This is a genomic window from Lapillicoccus sp. (genome assembly GCF_039935575.1).
GTDB lineage: Bacteria > Actinomycetota > Actinomycetes > Actinomycetales > Dermatophilaceae > Lapillicoccus.
In genome coordinates, this window is the sequence record NZ_JBDTKA010000060.1 from 37,482 (window position 1) to 55,527 (window position 18,046).

Sequence of the window (18,046 nt, forward strand, 5' to 3'; positions counted from 1 at the left end):
GACCGAGCCGCGGGTCGGTGCGCTCATCGACGTCCCGCCCCGGGTTTGCGCCAGCCCACCGTGTCCCGGACGACCAGCCCGCCGAGCAGGAGCCGGCCCAGTGCGGCCTGGGCGGCCGTGGACGACACCCCAGCGGCGACAGCGACCCGGTCCACGCTCCCGCCCCTGCGGACCGGGACGGCCGAGAGCACCGCGGCGTCCTCGGGGTCGAGCAGGTCGACAGCCGCGACGGGTGCGCTGCGCCGGGGCGCCGCGTCCACCCCCATCGAACCGATGAGATCGAGTACCTCCTCCACATCCGTGACGATCTGGGCCACCCCCTCACGCACCGCCTGGTGACACCCCGCCGACGCCACCGAGGTGATCGGTCCCGGAACGACGCCGACGGGTCGACCGCAGCTGGCCGCCGATCGGGCGGTGTTGAGGGATCCCGACCGGAGCCCGGCCTCGACCACCACCGTGCCGCGCGTCATCGTGGCGATCAGCCGGTTGCGCAGCAAGAACCGTCCGGCCGTCGGCGCGGAGCCCGGGGCCGGCTCGGAGACGACCGCCCCGACCTCCACGAGACGCCGGAGGAGCTCATCATGGGCCACCGGATAGTGCCGGTCCACCCCACCCGCCAGCACCGCGACGGTCGCCCCGCCCACGGCCAGGGCACCCCGATGCGCTGCCACGTCGATGCCGAACGCGGCCCCCGAGACCACAGTCCAGCCGCGTTCGGCCAGGCCCGCAGCGAGGTCGGAGGCGACGTGGTCCCCGTAGCTGGTGCAGTTGCGTGCTCCGACCACCGCAACGGACCGGCGGGCCAGCATCGACAGGTCCGCCGGGCCACGGACCCAGAGGCAGAGCGGCGGCTCGGGGTGGTCGTCGACACCCACCGGCCACTCGTCGTCTCCCGGGCAGAGTACCCGGGCGCCAAGCGCCGCGGCGGCCTCGATCTCGGGAGGCCCCTCTCGCCGGGACGCGCGGATCCGGAAAATCTCGGGCGTCCTCGGGTCACCGTCCAGGACGAGGGACAGGGCCAGGACGGCGCCATACGTCGCGACCAGCTCGGTCGCGCGCGGGTCCCCCGGCTCTGCCAGCCGCGACCATGTCGCTCGTGCGGCCCGCTCCTGCGGACCGACGCCGCCCGTCGCCCCGCTGGTCACGTCGTGCTCACTGGAGCTCACTGGACTTCCCTCCTCATGCGGCCAGCGCGTCGGGCTGGCGCAGGCAGAGTGCGGAACCGATCTCGTCGGCCGTCGGACGGTCCACGCCGGACAGGTCGCTCAACGTCCAGGCCAGCTTCAGACAGCGGTCGTATCCGCGCAGGGTCAGCTGTCCCCGGTCCAGGGCCCGGTCGAGCGCCCGCGTCACATCACGTGGCAGCCGGTAACGACCGGCGCGGAACAGCGGTCCCGGGACGTGGGCGTTCAGCCGCCACTCGGTCCGCCCCCACCGCTCGAGCTGCCGCGTCCGGGCGACGGCGACCCGCGCCGCCACCGCCGCGCTGGTCTCGCCCGGGCTGAGCACCAGGGTGGCCCGCGAGGGTGCGGGGACGAACACCTGGATGTCGATACGGTCGAGCACCGGCCCCTTGAGGCGGTTCCGATAGTGGCGCTGCTGCAGGGCCGAGCACCTGCACTTGGTGCCTTTTCCGAACCCGAGCCCACACGGGCACGGGTTCGCCGCGATGACGAGCTGGAACCGGCAGGGGAAGGTGAACGCGCCCGACGCGCGGGCCACCACCACCTGGCCCGACTCCAGCGGTTGGCGCAGTCCCTGGATCACCGACCCGCCGAACTCGGGTCCCTCGTCCATGAACAGCACCCCATGGTGCGCCTGGGTGATCGCGCCAGGAAGGACCCGGGTGCTGCCGCCTCCGAGCAGGGCGGCGAGCGAGGCGCTGTGGTGCGGCGCAACGAACGGCGGGCGGCGTTGGAGGCTGCTCGACGGACCCAACCGACCGAGGACGGAGGCGACTGCGCTCACCTCCATCGCCTGTTGGTCGTCGAGCTCCGGCAGCAGCCCCGGCAGTCGCTCGGCGAGCATCGTCTTTCCGGTGCCCGGCGGACCCACGAGGTAGAGGTGGTGCCCGCCGGCAGCAGCTACCTCGAGAGCGTGCCGCGCGTCGGTCTGGCCGATCACGTCCACGAGGTCGGGGGTCTGTGGTGGGTCGCGGTGAACCATCGGGGGCTCGGCGACCGGCGTCGGGACCCGGCGCTGGCGCAGCTCGGCGTAGCGCGCCACCAGCTCGGACAGGTGGGCGACGGGATGGATCTGGACGTCTCGGATCAGCCGGGCCTCGGGGGCGTTGGCGATGGGTACGACCACGTGGCCCACACCGGCGCGAGCCGCCGCCAGGACCAGCGGCAGCACGCCGACCACCGGGCGCACCGCACCGTCGAGCGCCAGCTCACCGATGTGCACGACGTCGGATACCACCTCGGGTGCGATCTTGCCGCACGCGACGAGGGCCGCCACGCCGATCGCCAGGTCGAACCCGGACCCGAGCTTCGGCATCGACGCCGGCGACAGGTTGACCGTCACGCGTCGGTTGGGGATCGCGTGACCGGAGTTGGCCGCGGCAGCTTTGACGCGACCGGGTGCCTGGGCACAGGACCGGTCGGGGCTCCCGCCGATCGTGAAGGCGGGCAACCCGCTCGAGACGTCCACCTCGACATCGACGACGAACCCGGCGATGCCCTGCAACCCGACGGCACGCGTACACCCGAGAGTCACGACAGCACCCCCACCAGGTGCTCGATCCGGCACGGCCCGCGCCGGGGGCGCAGGATTCCGATGACGTCGACCCGCACCTCCTCCGCCCATCCACGCGTCACCACCGCTGGGTGCGCTGGGTGCGCTGGGTGCGCGAAGTGAGCGGAGTGAGCGGAGTGCTCGGCGAGCCAGGCGCCGGCAAGCCGTCTCAACCGGGCGAGCTTGCGGTGGTCGACCGCTTCGACCGGGTCGCCGAAGGTCGTGCTGCGACGCGTCTTGACCTCGCACACAACCAGGCAGGTCCCGTCGCGCGCGACGATGTCGATCTCACCCAGCTCGCAGCGCCAGTTGCGGTCCAGCACCTCCAACCCGAGGTCCGTCAGGTAGCGAGCGGCCATCCGCTCGCCGTAGCCGCCCACCGCGTTCGCCGTCTGCCACGGCATCCCTGTCGTCTCCATGGCGCCACCCTCGCGGGCGACGGCGGCCAGGTCACGCGGCAGGCACGGACCTGGGGATAGTGGGACGAACGTGCACTACCGTGTGGACAACCTCGGGCGCGCCGAACGTCAGGACGGCAGCTCGAGGTCCGACTTGGGCAGCTCCTCGATGTTGACGTCCTTGAACGTCACCACCCGTACCGTCTTGACGAACCGGGCCGGCCGGTAGATGTCCCACACCCAGGCGTCGTGCATCGTCACGTCGAAGAACACCTCGCCGCCGTCGCCACGCACCTTCATGTCCACCGAGTTGCACAGGTAGAACCGGCGTTCGGTCTCCACGACGTGCGAGAACAGCGTGACCACGTCGCGGTACTCCCGGTAGAGCTGCAGCTCCATCTCGGTCTCGTACTTCTCGAGGTCCTCGGAGCTCATCGGTGACCCATGCTCACAGCTGCCTCGTCCCCTGCGGCTCCCCGCGATGTCGGCTCACCCGCCGGCTCCGGGGTGGGCGCCGTCGGTTCGACCAGTTCTATCATCGCAGGCAGTCGCCACGAGCGACGGTGCTGGACGCACGGACCGTGCGCCTCGAGCGCCGCCATGTGCTCGGGCGCGGCATAGCCCTTGTTGACCGCCCACTGGTACACCGGGTGGTCGTCGGACATCGCGACCATCATCGCGTCACGTTCGACCTTGGCCAGCACGGACGCGGCGGCAACCGACGAGCACTTCATGTCCGCCTTGACCATCGTGGTCACCGGCGGGACGCTCGGCCCGGCCTCGGTCGCGAACGCGAACAGCCCGAGCTCGTAGGGCGGGGTGAGCCAGTCGTGGTTGCCGTCGAGGATCACCAGGTCGGGCACCACGCCGGCCTCGCCCAGCGAGGTGAGGGCACGCAAACCGGCGAGCCGCAGGCCTCCCATGATCCCGACCTCGTCGATCTCCGCAGGAGAGGAATGACCGACCGCGTAGGCGTAGGCCCACCGACGGATCGGGCGAACCATCCGCTCGCGGTGGGCCGGGGTGAGCAGCTTGGAGTCCTTGACCCCTGCAGGGGCGGAGCGACAGGACTCGTCGATGACGACGACTCCCACCGAGACCGGCCCGGCGAGGGCGCCGCGGCCGACCTCGTCCATGCCGGCGAGGACGCGGTGCCCGTCGCGCTGGAGGGCGCGCTCGACCCGCAGCGAGGGCTTTTTACTCCGGACGACGGCCACAGGACAGAGGTCGGCGTCAGCCGGTTCCGCCGGTCGAGCTGGGCTGGGGCACCGGGCCGCCCGACGAGGGGACGTCGGCGAAGATCCGTTCGGACACGGAGAGCCAACGCACGTGGTCGATCGGCCAGACGATCATCACGGCTCGTCCGGTGATGTCGTCGATGGGGACCGACCCGGTGGCTCCGGTGCCGTTGTCGTGGAACCGGGAGTCGGACGAGTCGCTGCGGTGGTCACCCATCACCCATACTCTGCCCGCGGGGACCCGGATGTCGAACGGGGGCTTGCTGCCGCTCGGGAGGTCGCCGTTCTTGACGTAGGTCTCGGTGATGGGCACGCCGTTGACCGTCAGCTGGCCGTTCTGGTCGCAGCACACGACGTGGTCGCCCGGCAGCCCGATGACCCGCTTGATCAGGTGGTCGTCGGAGTCGTCGGGAAGGAGGCCGACGAACTGCAGTGCGCGGTGCAGTGACGCCCGCGGGCCTGTCTCCTGCGTCTGTGGCGCCGTCCCGAGCCAGTTGCCTGGGTCGGTGAAGACGACGACGTCGCCCCGGCTGAGGTCGAACGGTCCGGGTGTCAGCTTGCTGACGATGACCCGGTCGTCCTTGACCAGGGTGTTCTCCATCGACCCCGACGGGATGTAGAACGCCTGGATGAGCCAGGTCTTGACGACGAACGAGAGCGCGATCGCCATGACGGCGATGAGGAGGATCTCCTTGACCCCGCCCCAGACGTTCTCGAGGAAACCCTTGCTGTCGTCGAGGTCGTCGAAGTCCTCGAAGTCATCGACGTCCTTATCCGAGGCCGATCGGGCCCGCTCATTCGCGCTCACCGGCGACGCGCTGTCGTCAGCCACGCGCGTCAGGCCCGGCAGTCAGGGGGCTGGGCGACGTTGGCTGGCGAGTCACTGACCTGCTCCGGGCGATCGAGGGATGGTGGCGAGAGGGCCGGGCTCGCCGAGGGATCCGAGGCGACCGGGCGGCCAGTATCGCACCGTCGCCTGTCCGATCACGTCATCCAGCGGAACCATGCCGCCGCCGGGTCGTCCGAGATAGGAGCGCGAGTCGCTGGAGTCGCCGCGGTGGTCGCCCATCACCCAGACGGCGCCCTTCGGCACGGTGACGTCGAAGGTCACGTCGCTCGGCCGGTCGCCCTCGTTCAGGTATACCGTCTCGTCCACCGGGGTCCCGTTGACGACGATCCGGCCGGTGCTGTCGCAGCAGACGACGTGGTCACCCGGCAGTCCGACCACGCGCTTGACGTAGTCGGTACCGCTTCCCAGCGTCAGGACCGAGGAGAGGGCGTCGAGGACGTCGACGAACGGGCTCGACTGCACCGGCGGGCCGGAGGCGAAGGCAGAGGTACCGTCGAACACGACGATGTCGCCGCGGTGGATGCTCTCGCCGCGGACGAGCCTGCCGGCAGGCGCGAAAACCAGGACACGGTCGCCCGGCTCGATCGTCGGCTGCATGGACCCACTCGGGACGGAGAACGACTGCACAACGAAGGTGCGCAGCAGCAACAACAGAACCAGCGTGGCGGCGGCATACCACCACCAGCCGCCGCGGCGACTCCGCCGATGTGGCCGACCCAGCCGACTCAGCGGTGTGACCGGTTCCGGCTCCGTACCGTCCACGGACCCAGAGCCAGGTCGGGCGGAGGTCAGTGTGCGGCAGAACCCTGCGATGCGGCCGGCGACGCGCCCGCCGCAGGGGCCGAAGGGGCCGCAGGGGCCGCAGCGGCCTTCTTCGCACCCTTGACGGGAACGGAGTCGCGCTTCTCCTTGATCTTGGCGGCCTTGCCGCGCAGATCGCGCAGGTAGTAGAGCTTCGCGCGACGCACGTCACCGCGGGTGACGACCTCGATCTTGTCGATGATCGGCGTGTGCAGCGGGAAGGTCCGCTCGACACCGACGCCGAAGGACACCTTGCGGACGGTGAACGTCTCGCCGATCCCACCGCCGTGCCGACGGATGACAACGCCCTGGAAGATCTGGACCCGCGAGCGGGTGCCCTCGACCACCTTGACGTGCACCTTGAGCGTGTCGCCGGCGCGGAAGGCCGGGACGTCGGTGCGCAGGGAGGCGCTGTCGACGGAGTCGAGCTGATGCATGACTGCTTCGCTTTCTTCGGGTGCCACAGGTCACCGCGGGTTGGTGCAGACCGGGAGAGAGTCTGCGTATGCGTGGAGTGCGTTCCGGTCGGCCTCGCGTGAGCTGCTGCTCACGCTCCCCCTGCGGCAGGGGCGCGTCTTATACCGGACGCAAGGATCGATTCTGCCAGACCAGGGCGCCCGGGACGAAATCCCCACGAGCGCGGGTCGGGTCAGCCGCCGACTCTGTTGTCAGCTGCGAGCGGGCGCGGCCTTGACCAGGTCGACGGTACCGGGAAAGCGCCCCTCCCCCGGAACCACCCGGTACCCCGCCTTCCTGTAGGCCCGCAGGTTCCGCTCCGACCGCGCACCGGTGTTGATCCAGAACCGGCGCGTTCCCTCGGGCGCAGCGCTTTCGGCGTACCCCAGGAGCGACCGGCCGATCCCTCGGCCCTGCACGTCCGGGGCGACCATGAGCCGGCCGGTCTCCCAGACGGTTGCGTCGTCCGGCACGGAACGCCCGCGTACCGACCCGACGAGCCGACCTCCCGAGCGCACCACCCAGGTGCGCCACGTGCCCAGGGACGTGACGACCTCGTCGAGTGTCTCGACCAGAGGCGGTATCTCCCAGCTGTCCGCGCTGCGACCTTCTGGCACCCAGCAGGCCCGCTGCAGGACCAGTAGCTCGGGGGAGTCGGCGGGGGTCGCCAGCATCGGAGCGAGGTCGCCGGGGAGCATTCCCGCCGATGCGTGCAGCAGGTCCGGCCGCCGGGCGGCAGTGCGCGACAGCCGCTGCTCGTGACGCCAGCGCGCGATCGCGCCGTGGTTGCCGGACAACAGGACCGGTGGCACCTCATGGCCGCGCCAGGACGCCGGCTTCGTATAGACGGGGTACTCCAGCAGGCCGTCCTCGTGGGACTCCTCGACGAGCGAGTCCGCGTTGCCGATGACTCCGGGAAGCAACCGCGCCACTGCCTCGATGACCGCGAGCACCGCGACCTCGCCGCCGCCCAGGACGTAGTCGCCGAGCGAGACCACCGTCACCGGCATCCGCTCGGCCGCGTCCTCGACGAACCGTTCGTCGATGCCTTCATAGCGCCCGCACGCGAAGGCCAACCAGGTTTCGGCCGTCAGCTCGCGGGCCATGGCCTGCGTGAACGGGGTACCGCCCGGCCCCGGGACGAGCAGGTGTGGGACCCCCTCCCCGGACTGCAGCAGAGCGTCGATCGCCTCGCCCCAGGGCTCGGCCCGCATCACCATGCCGGCGCCTCCGCCGTAGGGCGAGTCGTCCACCGTGCGGTGCCGGTCGTGCGTGAAGTCCCGCAGGTCGTGCACGCGGACGTCGAGCAGCCCCTGGTCGCGGGCCTTGCCGATCAGCGACAGACGCAGGGGCGCGAGGTAGTCCGGGAAGATCGAGACGATGTCGACCCTCACGGGCCGACCCGGGTCCTAGGCTCACGCAGGCTCACGTGTTGAGCTCCAGCAGGCCGTCGGGCGGGGCGACGACCACTCGCCCGGCCGGCACGTCGACCTCCGGGACGATCGCCTCGACGAACGGCAGGTATGCGTCGCCGCCTCCTGTCAGGGCCACGACCAACAGGTCCTGGACCGTCCCGGTCTGCAGACCACTGACCGTGCCCACCTGTCGGCCGTCGCGGGTGACGACGGCCAGACCGAGCAGCTCGTCCTCGTACCAGCCCTCGTCGTCATCGTCGTCCAACCGCTGCAGGTCGTCGACGTCGGCAAGCAGCTGAGTCCCCCGCAGCGACTCGGCGCCGGTCCGGTCCGGGATCTGTTCGAACGCCAGCAGCCAGGTGCCGTTGTGCACCCGCGTCGAGCGCAAGGTCAGCGTGCGCGGCACGCCGCTCCCCGGCTGCGCTTGCGTGGCGAACGTCGCGCCGGTGACCAGCCGCCTCTCGGGGTCGTCGGTGTGCAGCTGCACGGTGACCTCACCGAGCAACCCGTGCGGCTTCCCGATGCGAGCAACGACCAGCTCGGTTCCTGCCATGACAGCGATCCTCTCAGCAGGCATACGGCGGTGGTGCCTCCGTAAGGGGGCAGATGAATGAACCGCAGAAGGGGCGATCACCCCGACTGCGGTTCGTTCATCCGTGCTGCCATCCACACCGAGCAGTGGGGCTCAGCCCTGCTTGTCGGTGTCGACGATGTCGACTCGCACCGAACCGCCACCGGCAAGCGCACTCACGACGGTCCGCAGCGCGCTGGCTGTGCGACCGGACCGGCCGATCACACGACCGAGGTCGTCGGGGTGCACGCGTACCTCGAGGAGATCACCGCGACGCAGCTCCTTGCGGCGCACGACCACGTCGTCTTCGTGGTCGACGATGCCCTTGACGAGGTGCTCGAGAGCCTCCTCGAGCACCCTCAGGCCTCGCTCTTCTCGGCGTCAGCGGCGCTGGAGGAGGTGTCCTCGGGGATGTCGGCCGCGTCGACGCTGGTGGTGGACGCGGCACCCGAGTCGGTGTCAGCAGCGACCGGGGTGGCCTCGGCGGCCGCGGCCTGCGAGGTCTCTTCCGGGTTTGGCTTCTCTGCGCTGCTCTCCGACGCGGCGGGCGCGGGCTGCGCGGCGGGCGCGGGCTGCGCGGCGGGCGCTGCCTTCTTGGCCGGCGCCGCCTTCTTGCGAGGCGTCGGGTCCTTGACGTCGAGGCTGCTGCCGCCAGCGGCCGCGATGGCCGCCTCGTAGAGCTCTCTCTTGCTCTTCTTGGGCGCCTTGACCTTCAGCGTTCCCTCGGCACCCTCGGTGCCGTTGAACTTCTGCCAGTCGCCGGTGATCTTGAGCAGCGCGAGCGCGGCCTCGGTCGGCTGCGCCCCGTTGCTGAGCCAGTGCTGGGCCCGCTCGGAGTCGATCTCGATGAGCGAGGGCTCTTCGGTGGGGTGGTACTTGCCGATCTCCTCGATCGCCCGGCCGTCGCGCTTGGTGCGCGAGTCCATGACGACGACCCGGTAGAACGGTGCACGGATCTTGCCCATCCGCTTCAGGCGAATCTTGACGGCCACAGTCGTGGTCACTCCTGTTTCTGTGTGGTGAGCATCGGCGAGACCGCACAACCGGATGGGGTACGCGGGGAGCCGACACTCGGGGGTAGGCATCCGGCTCGGGCGAGAGCCCAGCCGGACGGGTACAGCGGTCCATTCTGCCAGAATCGCGAGGACGGGCGGACCAGTCGGCCGAGCGGGTGCGCCAGAACCCGTCCCGACACCCGGATTCAGACACGACGGACTCGTCAGCCGAGCGGGTGAAGACCCGCGAACGCAGCGGCGCGCACCTGGAGTGCGAGGCGGACCAGGTCGCGGTCCGTCAGCGGTGCACTGGCATCGATGCGCAGCACCGGTCCCAACCCCAACGGACGCGCGGCGTCGGCCACCCGGATCCACAGGTCCTCGAGCCCGACCTGTGTCCCGTGGGCATGATGTCGGTCCCCGCGGGCCGCCCGCGCCTCGAAGCGCTCGCGGGCGACGGTAACGGGGAGGTCGCACCACACCTCAGGCACACTGGAGGGGTCGAGGCCGGCCTGCTGCAGCCCGTCGACCACGTAGCGTTCGTCGCCCGGCCAGAACCAGCTCTCGACGACCGCGCCCGCAGGCGAATGGGCGAGTAGCGCCCACAGCGCCTCACTGGCCCCCGCCCCGAGCGCCGAGCGTCCGGCCCCGTGCTGCTTCAGGAACTCGGCCGGCAGCGCGTCGGCGACAGCCTCCTTGACGACGTGCTTGGAGAGGAGCGGAACAGCCAGCTCCGCGGCGAGTCGCGCAGCCAGCGTGGACTTCCCCGACCCGGGAACTCCGTTGACGACTGCGACGACCCGTGGGCCGGTCCGGGCTGACGTCGCCGAGGGCGGCCACTCGCTCTCCAGCAGGGCGTAGCGGTCGTGGTCCCGCCAGGCCTCCCGACCGGAGGCGTCAGGCATACGCAGGTATTGCGGCGAGTGGCCCTCCAGCCGAAAACCCAAAGGTCGCAACACCATTGCCGAGCGCACGTTGCTTGGCTGGACGTTGACCTCGAGGCGGTGGAGTCCCATGCCGCCCGGTTCAGGGGCGAAAGCCAGCCCCACGGCGAGGGCGAGCCCCTCGGCGAAGAGTCCCTGTCCCGAATACGGGTCGAACGCGTCGTAGCCGAGCGTCCCGTAGTCTGCTCGACCGCGAACGACGTTGGTGATATTGACTTTTCCAACGAGGTCGTGGTCGCCGACTGGCTCCCGCGTATGGATCAGGAGGGTGTGATGGTGTCGCGACGACGCGCGGATCAGCGAGGGCAGGCCGAAAATATCGACCGGGTTCCACTCGCTGATCCGTGGCCGCGACATGCGGTTGGCCGAGATGTATGCGGCCTCGTCGGTGTGCATGGCGTCCGCGACCCACACACGCTCGCCGGGTGCTCGCATCGGGCGAGTTCCCGTCATCTCACCGTCGACCCACGCAGCACGATCGCTCGGGGTGAGCCCAGCACCCTCAGGTCATCACGCGGATCTGCTTGGTAGACAATGAGGTCCGCCGACGCGCCCTCCTCGAGCCCGGGACGCCCAAGCCAGTCCCGCGCCCCCCAGCAGGCCGCCGTCAGCACCTCGACAGGACTGAGCCCGGCCGTCGACAGCTGGAGGGCCTCCTCGGCGACGAGCCCGTGCCGCAGACTCCCTCCCGCGTCGGTGCCCACGTAGATCGGCACGCCGGCGTCGTGCGCGGCAGCGATCGTCTCGAACCGGCGGCGGTGCAGGTCCAGCATGTGCGCGAAGTAGGTCGGAAACTTCGCTCGAGCCGGGGCCGCCAGCGCCGGGAAGGTAGCGACGTTGACCAGAGTGGGGACGATGGCGATCCCCTGGGCAGCGAACGCCTCGATGGTGCCGGGCTGGAGTCCGGTGGCGTGCTCGATGCAGTCGGTCCCCGCCGCGGCGAAATCCTCGAGCGACTCCTCGCCGAAACAGTGCGCCGTAATCCGAGCACCCTCCTCGTGCGCCGCCGCGACGGCAGCCACCACCGTCTCCCGAGGAAACGACGGCGCGAGGTCACCGGTCTCCCTGTCGATCCAGTCCCCCACGAGCTTGACCCAGCCGTCGCCGCGACGAGCCTCGCGGCGGACGTACTCGACCACGTCCGGTGGCTCGACCTCGTGAGCGAAGTTGCGGATATACCGGCGGGTCCGCGCGATGTGCCGGCCGGCGCGGATGACCCGTGGCAGATCGTCCCGGTCGTCGATCCAGTGGGTGTCGACCGGCGAGCCGGCGTCGCGGATGAGCAGGGTGCCGGCGTCGCGGTCGGTGCTGGCCTGCTGCTCGGCCGTCTGCGCGTCCACGGCGCCCTGCGGACCGAGCCCGACATGGCAGTGAGCGTCGACGAGGCCGGGGAGCACCCAGCCGTCCACCGTCTGGACGTCCCTGCCTTGCGTGCCACCGATGGGTGGGGTAAAGGTCAGTCGGCCGCCAACGACCCAGGCCTCGGGGCGTTCGTCGTCGGGGCCGACCAGGATGCGACCGGTGAGGTGCAGCACGTCGTGGCCCATTGCAGAAACCTAACCGACCGGCGTCATCTGGTCGCCGTGCCCTCTCCGGCTCGCCCGCTCACACCGGAACGGTGATCTTGGGAGTCGCTGTCACGAGCGGGCGCCGGCGGGCAGAGGCACGTGCGTAGGCACGCTCGATCCGCTGCACCACGCGCGCTGGATACCGGCGGATCGCCATAGGGGTCACCGCCACAACCTCCACGCCCGATTCCCGCAGGTCCTCGTCGCTGTCCACGGTCGCCTCCCAGTCCAGGTGCTCGCCATGGAACTCCCGCGAGTGGACCATCACCGCGAGTGCCACATCGTCGATCCACAGGTCCGGTGTCGTCAGTCGGCGCCCCTGCTGCCAGACAGTCCTGGGTTCGCCCAAGCCGGGGGAAGGTCGGTGGCTTTGAGGAGGAAGCCGAGCTCTGCCTCCGGAATCGACCATGCGCCGAGCGCTGATGCCTCCAGCGCGGCGACCAACCGACGGCTGCCGTTGCGTCGACGCAGTCTCGCCCAGTGATGGAGGTCGTCGAGCCTGACCAGGCGTTCCTGGACCGACGAGATCATCAGAGCGGCCACCGCTCGGTCGTCGGAGCAGTCCGCCGCCGCGTCGACGACGGCTCGAGCACGACACGACAGCGTCAAGGGCCCGCGTTCGACCAGCCGTTCTCCGGTGATGGTCGTGGCCCGGACGTTGACCCAGGCCACGGTTCGCGAACGCCTCGGTGCCGGCACCAGCACCTCGACGGGCAGCCGGGGCTCGCAGAACGGGATCCGGTAGAAGGTAGCTGCGGTATGGCCGGCCAACCAGCTGCCTGTCCCCGCGTACAAGAGGGCTGCAACGAGTCGCTGCTGATAACTGGGAACGCCGGTATGCAGCATCACGACCCCTGGGAGGAGCACCGTCCACGCAGTCCCGACTCCCCACCTCACAGCAGAGGCGTTGACCCCACCGTCGAGCAGTTGCGCCCGGCTGAGGACACCGAGCTGAGCGGACGCCAGGGCCGCGAGGGGAGCGGGGAGATCCATGAGGAGAGCCTGCTGTCGTCTAACCACGTCCACCAGACGCACTTGGCTGCCTGTGGATCGTGGGACGAGTCGGCCAGGGGTTGTGGACGACGCCCCGGACCCGAACCCGAGGGCTGGCGTACGGTCATCCTGCCGGTCAGATGCCGATAGGTGCTGTCAGGACGACACCGGACCGCATCTGATCCGCAGGTTGACTTCACCCCCCGGCCATCAGAGGTCAACGGCCGCCCAGGAACTTCTCGAAACCGGCCGGCAGGTTGGCCGGGTCCAGCTCGGGAACGTCTCCCCCGTCATCGTCGGCAGGCATACCGAACGCCTTGCCGGCCGCAGCCGTCCGAGCCCCCGCCGCCCGCTGGGCGTCCTCGCGTTCCTCGGCGGCGCGCTTGGCCGGGTTGCCGCTCTTGGACTTGCGCCGGACCGGGGCCGCCGCCTTGCCGCCCTTGCGCGCGCCGGGGATTCCTGGCATACCGGGCAGGCCGCCACCGCCACCGCGGGCCAGCGACTTCATCATCTTCTGGGCCTCGCGGAACCGCTCGAGCAGCTGGTTGACCTCGGACACCGACACGCCGGAACCCCGCGCGACCCGCGCCCGCCGCGACCCGTCGATGAGCTTGGGGTGGCTGCGCTCGAACGGCGTCATCGACCGCACCATCGCCTCGACCCGGTCGAACTCGCGCTCGTCGAGGGCGTCGAGCTGCTCGCGCATCCCCGACATGCCGGGCATCATTCGGAGCATCGCCTTCAGCGACCCCATCTTCTTGATGGCGGCCATCTGCTGGAGGAAGTCGTCGAAGGTGAAGTCCTCCGCGGCGAGGAACTTGCGTGCCATCTCGTCGGCCTGGCTGCGGTCGAACGCCTGCTCGGCCTGCTCGATGAGGGTGAGCACGTCGCCCATGTCGAGGATCCGACCGGCCATTCGATCGGGGTGGAAGACCTCGAAGTCCTTGGTGTTCTCACCGATCGACGAGTACATGATCGGCCGCCCGGTGACTCCCGCCACCGACAACGCTGCGCCACCGCGGGCATCGCCGTCGAGCTTGGACAGCACCACCCCCGTGAAGTCGACGCCCTCCTGGAACGCGAGCGCCGTCTCCACCGCGGCCTGACCGATCATCGCGTCGATGACGAACAGCACCTCGTCGGGCTGGATCGCCGCGCGGATGTCCGCGGCCTGCTGCATGAGCACGGTGTCGACCGCGAGGCGACCAGCGGTGTCGACGATGACGACGTCAAACTGCTTGGTGCGAGCCTCCTGTATGCCGGCGCGCGAGACCGCGACCGGGTCACCGAAGGAGCGCGTCCCTTCACCGGAGGACAGGACGGCGTCGTGGCCACCGACGTTGCCCCGCTCGGGTGCGAAGACGGGCACGCCGGCTCTCTCGCCGACGACCTGCAGCTGGGTGACCGCGTTCGGCCGTTGGAGGTCGGCGGCGACGAGCAGTGGGGTGTGGCCCTGGCCGCGCAGCCAGGCGCCGAGCTTGCCGGCAAGCGTCGTCTTACCGGACCCCTGGAGGCCCGCAAGCATGATCACGGTCGGCGGGGTCTTGGCGAACCGCATCGTCCGCGTCTCACCGCCGAGGATGGCGATGAGCTCCTCGTTGACGATCCTGACGACCTGCTGGGCGGGGTTCAGCGCCGTGCTGACCTCTTCGCCGAGCGCCCGTTCGCGCACCGCGCCGACGAACTGCCGCACCACGGGAAGCGCCACGTCGGCGTCGAGCAGGGCGAGGCGGATGTCACGCAGCGCCTTGTTGACGTCGGACTCGGAGAGCCGACCCTTGCCGCGCAGACTGCTGAAGGTCGCGGTCAGCCGGTCGGACAGAGAGTTAAACACCCCGAAAGCCTAACCGGGCGAGAGCGGGTCAGTCGCCGTCGCAGGTGTCGATGATCATCGACACCGCCTGGGCCACCCGGGCCGGCGGCAACGGGCGTCCCCCGAACTCGGTGACATAGAACGTGTCCAGCGCCTGACCGGCATACGTCGCGATGTGAGCACTGCGCACGCTCAGGCTGGCCCGCGACAACGTGATGCCGATGTCGTGGAGCAGACCTGGCCGGTCGGTCGCCCGAACCTCGATCACCGTCGCCGAGTCCGAGGCGTGCGAGATCACCATGGCGCGCGACTGCCCGGGCGAGCCGGACATGCCGGACGGAGCCCGTGAGCTGTCCGACGCCGAAGCGCGACGGCGCCGGCTCAGCATGGCCAGCGGTTCACGGTCACCCTCGGCGAGCCGGACCAGGCCGCGCACGATCGCGCCCTCGTTCGGGGAGTCGCCGCCGGGGGTCTCGACGTGCCACTCGTTCGCCGCGACCCCGTCGACGGTTCGGACCATCGCCGAACGGACGATGTGACCCTGCGCCGCGAGCAGCCCGGCGGTTTCGGCGAACAGCCCGAGCCGGTCGCGGTCGTAGATGTCGATCCGGTGCGCCCCGCCGAGCGGGGTGACCACCACGAGGGGTTGCCCCGTCACCAGCCGACTCTGCGCCTCCGCCGGCACCGGCTCCGCGTCGCGCGGGACGTCGTCGCGCTGCTCCCCGGCGGCGAGCGAGGCGCGGGCCGTGACGACGAGCTTGTCGAGCAGGTTGGCACGCCAGTCGGTCCAGGCCGCGGGTCCGGCGGCACTCGCGTCCGCCTCGGTCAGCGCCCGCAGGAGGTCCACGTTGTCCAGGCTGCCGCCGACCGCGCGCGAGACGGCCGCGATCGTCTGCGGGTCGTCGCCGTCACGGCGGGTCGCCAGGTCGATCAGGGTCAGGTGCTCGCGCACCAGGTGGACCACGAGCTCGCGGTCCGCGTCGTCCACCCCGAACCGCCGCAGGACAGTGTCGGCGATCGGTGCTCCGGTCTCGCTGTGGTCGCGGGAGCCGGCGATTTTGCCGATGTCGTGCAGCAGCGCCGCCAGCAGCAGCAGGTCAGGGCGGGTGACCTCGCGCAGCAGGCCGCTGGCGCGCACGACGGTCTCGATGAGGTGCCGGTCGACGGTATGCCGGTGAACGGCGTTGCGTTGTGGACGGCTGCGGACCGCCGACCACTCGGGGATCCAGCGCTGCACGATCCCGGACAGGTCGAGCCCCTCCCAGACGCCGACCAGGCCAGGGCCGGTCGCCAGCAGGTCGCCGAAGACGGCCAGTGCAGGCTCCGGCCAGGGGGTGGGCAACGCAGGGCAGCTCGCCGCAAGGTTGGCGAGGGTCGCCGGCGCGATGTTGACGCCGTTGCGGGCCGCGACGAGGGCGGCACGCATGACGAGCAGCGGGTCCTTCTTCGGGTCGACCCCTGAGCCGAGCACCGCCTCCCCGTCGCTGAGGAACAGCCCGTAGCCCAGCGGCGTCATCCGTGGGCGGCGCGGGCCGACGCGCAGGGTGCGGGCCCGCTGGGACTGAGACGCGCGCCGCAACGTCCCGTCGAGCGAGTACGCGATCACGCGCGCGGAGGAGGAGATGTCGGTGAGCAGCAGGTCCGCGTCGTGGTACCCGAGCAGCGCGGCCGCGGAGTCGTGGTCCTCGCGGCCGAGCCGGTCACGAGAGCGTCCGGTGACCACGTGCACGGCGTCGCGCACGTCGAGCAGCTTCTGGAATGCCTCGTCGACCGCTCCGTGCGGACGGTCGGCGAGCCAGGCCGCAGCGAGGGCCCGCAGCACGGTCATGTCCCGCAGACCACCGCGCGCCTCTTTGAGGTCGGGTTCGAGCAGATGGGCCAGGTCGCCCTGCCGGGCGTGCCGCTGGTGGATCTGCTCCTGCAGCTGAGGCAGCCGGGTGCGTGCGTTGGCCCGCCAGTCGTGGGCGACGGTCGACCGAGCGGCGTTGACGACGTCGGCGTCCCCGGCGACGAAGGTGATGTCGAGCAGGCCCACCGCAGCCGAGAGGTCAGCGCCCGCGACGGACCGGCACTGGTTCACGGTCCGGACGCTGTGGTCGAGCCTGACCCCCTGGTCCCAGATCGGGTACCAGAGCTTGTCCGCCAGCGCGGTCAGGTCGTGCGCACCGAGCGCGCGCGTCTGGTGCAGCAGCACGAGGTCGAAGTCGCTGAGGGGTCCGCCGTCGCCGCGGGCGAGGCTGCCGACGGCGGCCAGCGCCACGCCGGGCAGCTGACGACCATCGGACGCGGTGGCCCAGAGGTCCCCGAGCCACTCGAACCCGAACTCGGCGAGGGCGGCCCGGCGCGCCTGGCCGGCACCCGGGGCGGAGAAGCTCCGGGTGCCGGCCAGGTCGAGCCGCCGCATCGTGACGTCGGTCATGGTGCTGTCCTTCGTGCGACAGGTTTTCGGTTGGCTCGCGCCCACGCGATCACCGCGAGCGCGGGCCGCATGCCGGCTCTCACGCCGTCAGTTTCCGTCAGAGCGCGTCGTGACCGCGCTCGCCGGTGCGGACCCGGACGACGTCGTCGATCGGGGTGGCCCAGATCTTGCCGTCTCCGATGCGGCCGGTATGGGCCGCCTTGAGGATGACGTCGATCACGCCGCCGGCGTCGAGGTCGTCGACGAGCACCTCGAGCCGGACCTTCGGCACGAAGTCCACGGTGTACTCCGCCCCCCGGTAGACCTCGCTGTGGCCGCGCTGGCGACCGTAGCCGCTCACCTCGCTGACCGTCATCCCCGAGATGCCGTAGGCCTCGAGGGCCTCCTTGACCTCGTCGAGCTGGTGGGGCTTGATGACTGCGGTGATGAGCTTCACGCCGAGGCTCCTTCCTTGTTGGCCGCTGACGCGGCATCCGTGGGCCGCGGGCCGGCGGAGGATGGGGAGGGTGCCGCAAGGTGCCCCCCGCTGAGGAACGAGCCGGTGCGCGAGCCGCCGAACGAGACGAGGTCGTAGCCGGTCTCCGCGTGCTCGGCGAGGTCGATACCACCCACCTCGTCGTCCTCGCTCACCCGGAAGCCCATCGTCTTGTGGAGCACCCAGCCGATGGCGTACGTCACGACGAACGAGAAGATCAGGACGGCGAACGCGCCCTCCGCCTGCGCTCCCAGCTGCGAGAGACCGCCGCCGTAGAAGAGGCCGGAGTTGACGTCGAGCCCCGCGGCCCCCGTCGGGCTGCCCGTGGTGGCGAAGAAGCCGATGAGCAGGGTGCCGATGAGACCGCCGAC

The 18,046-nt window shown here is 70.7% G+C and carries 17 protein-coding genes and 3 pseudogenes; all 20 read right to left on the reverse strand.

Annotation, left to right across the window (positions count from 1 at the left end):
* Positions 1–23 precede the first annotated feature (23 nt).
* Positions 24–1,169, reverse strand: a complete 1,146-nt coding sequence (dprA, locus tag ABI385_RS07265; protein WP_348103076.1) for a DNA-processing protein DprA — start codon at positions 1,167–1,169, stop codon at positions 24–26.
* A gap of 13 nt (positions 1,170–1,182) precedes the next feature.
* The gene (locus ABI385_RS07270) at positions 1,183–2,721 is read right to left on the reverse strand and encodes a YifB family Mg chelatase-like AAA ATPase (RefSeq protein WP_348103077.1); all 1,539 of its coding nucleotides are present in this window, start codon (positions 2,719–2,721) and stop codon (positions 1,183–1,185) included.
* Positions 2,718–3,158 (reverse strand): YraN family protein, encoded by a 441-nt coding sequence (locus ABI385_RS07275; RefSeq protein WP_348103078.1) that lies wholly within the window; start codon positions 3,156–3,158, stop codon positions 2,718–2,720. Before ABI385_RS07275 ends, ABI385_RS07270 begins: the two co-directional genes overlap by 4 nt.
* A 108-nt stretch (positions 3,159–3,266) precedes the next feature.
* On the reverse strand, positions 3,267–3,572 hold the full coding sequence (locus ABI385_RS07280) for a DUF2469 domain-containing protein (protein ID WP_348103079.1): 306 nt from the start codon (positions 3,570–3,572) through the stop codon (positions 3,267–3,269).
* Positions 3,569–4,354, reverse strand: a complete 786-nt coding sequence (locus ABI385_RS07285) for a ribonuclease HII (RefSeq protein ID WP_348103080.1) — start codon at positions 4,352–4,354, stop codon at positions 3,569–3,571. The genes ABI385_RS07280 and ABI385_RS07285 overlap by 4 nt, the downstream gene beginning before the upstream one ends.
* Positions 4,355–4,370: 16 nt before the next feature.
* Entirely contained in the window at positions 4,371–5,183 is an 813-nt protein-coding gene (lepB, locus tag ABI385_RS07290) for a signal peptidase I (protein ID WP_348103081.1), read from the reverse strand.
* 72 nt (positions 5,184–5,255) lie between these two features.
* Positions 5,256–5,987 (reverse strand): signal peptidase I, encoded by a 732-nt coding sequence (lepB, locus tag ABI385_RS07295; protein ID WP_348103082.1) that lies wholly within the window; start codon positions 5,985–5,987, stop codon positions 5,256–5,258.
* Between the two features lie 131 nt (positions 5,988–6,118).
* Positions 6,119–6,463 (reverse strand): annotated as a pseudogene (gene rplS, locus ABI385_RS07300) (50S ribosomal protein L19); the annotation flags it as partial.
* A gap of 231 nt (positions 6,464–6,694) precedes the next feature.
* Entirely contained in the window at positions 6,695–7,876 is a 1,182-nt protein-coding gene (gene trmD, locus ABI385_RS07305) for a tRNA (guanosine(37)-N1)-methyltransferase TrmD (protein WP_348103083.1), read from the reverse strand.
* A gap of 31 nt (positions 7,877–7,907) precedes the next feature.
* Entirely contained in the window at positions 7,908–8,450 is a 543-nt protein-coding gene (gene rimM, locus ABI385_RS07310) for a ribosome maturation factor RimM (RefSeq protein ID WP_348103084.1), read from the reverse strand.
* A 132-nt stretch (positions 8,451–8,582) separates the two neighbouring features.
* Positions 8,583–8,825: an RNA-binding protein gene (locus tag ABI385_RS07315; protein WP_348103085.1), complete on the reverse strand. Its 243-nt coding sequence runs from the start codon at positions 8,823–8,825 to the stop codon at positions 8,583–8,585.
* A 146-nt stretch (positions 8,826–8,971) separates the two neighbouring features.
* Positions 8,972–9,460 (reverse strand): annotated as a pseudogene (rpsP, locus tag ABI385_RS07320) (30S ribosomal protein S16); the annotation flags it as partial.
* Between the two features lie 227 nt (positions 9,461–9,687).
* Positions 9,688–10,842, reverse strand: coding sequence for a GNAT family N-acetyltransferase (locus ABI385_RS07325; protein ID WP_348103086.1), 1,155 nt, complete (start codon positions 10,840–10,842; stop codon positions 9,688–9,690).
* A gap of 14 nt (positions 10,843–10,856) precedes the next feature.
* Positions 10,857–11,954: an amidohydrolase family protein gene (locus ABI385_RS07330; protein ID WP_348103087.1), complete on the reverse strand. Its 1,098-nt coding sequence runs from the start codon at positions 11,952–11,954 to the stop codon at positions 10,857–10,859.
* Between the two features lie 58 nt (positions 11,955–12,012).
* Positions 12,013–12,324, reverse strand: a complete 312-nt coding sequence (locus tag ABI385_RS07335) for a hypothetical protein (RefSeq protein WP_348103088.1) — start codon at positions 12,322–12,324, stop codon at positions 12,013–12,015.
* Entirely contained in the window at positions 12,282–12,968 is a 687-nt protein-coding gene (locus ABI385_RS07340; protein ID WP_348103089.1) for a hypothetical protein, read from the reverse strand. The genes ABI385_RS07335 and ABI385_RS07340 overlap by 43 nt, the downstream gene beginning before the upstream one ends.
* Positions 12,969–13,185: 217 nt before the next feature.
* Positions 13,186–14,802, reverse strand: coding sequence for a signal recognition particle protein (gene ffh, locus ABI385_RS07345; RefSeq protein ID WP_348103090.1), 1,617 nt, complete (start codon positions 14,800–14,802; stop codon positions 13,186–13,188).
* Positions 14,803–14,830: 28 nt separating this feature from the next.
* A complete protein-coding gene (locus ABI385_RS07350; protein WP_348103091.1) occupies positions 14,831–17,200 on the reverse strand; it encodes a [protein-PII] uridylyltransferase in 2,370 nt (789 codons plus the stop codon).
* 97 nt (positions 17,201–17,297) lie between these two features.
* A complete protein-coding gene (locus ABI385_RS07355) occupies positions 17,298–17,636 on the reverse strand; it encodes a P-II family nitrogen regulator (RefSeq protein WP_348103092.1) in 339 nt (112 codons plus the stop codon).
* Positions 17,633–18,046 (reverse strand): annotated as a pseudogene (locus ABI385_RS07360) (ammonia channel protein); the annotation flags it as partial. The gene ABI385_RS07355 and the pseudogene ABI385_RS07360, both read right to left, overlap by 4 nt.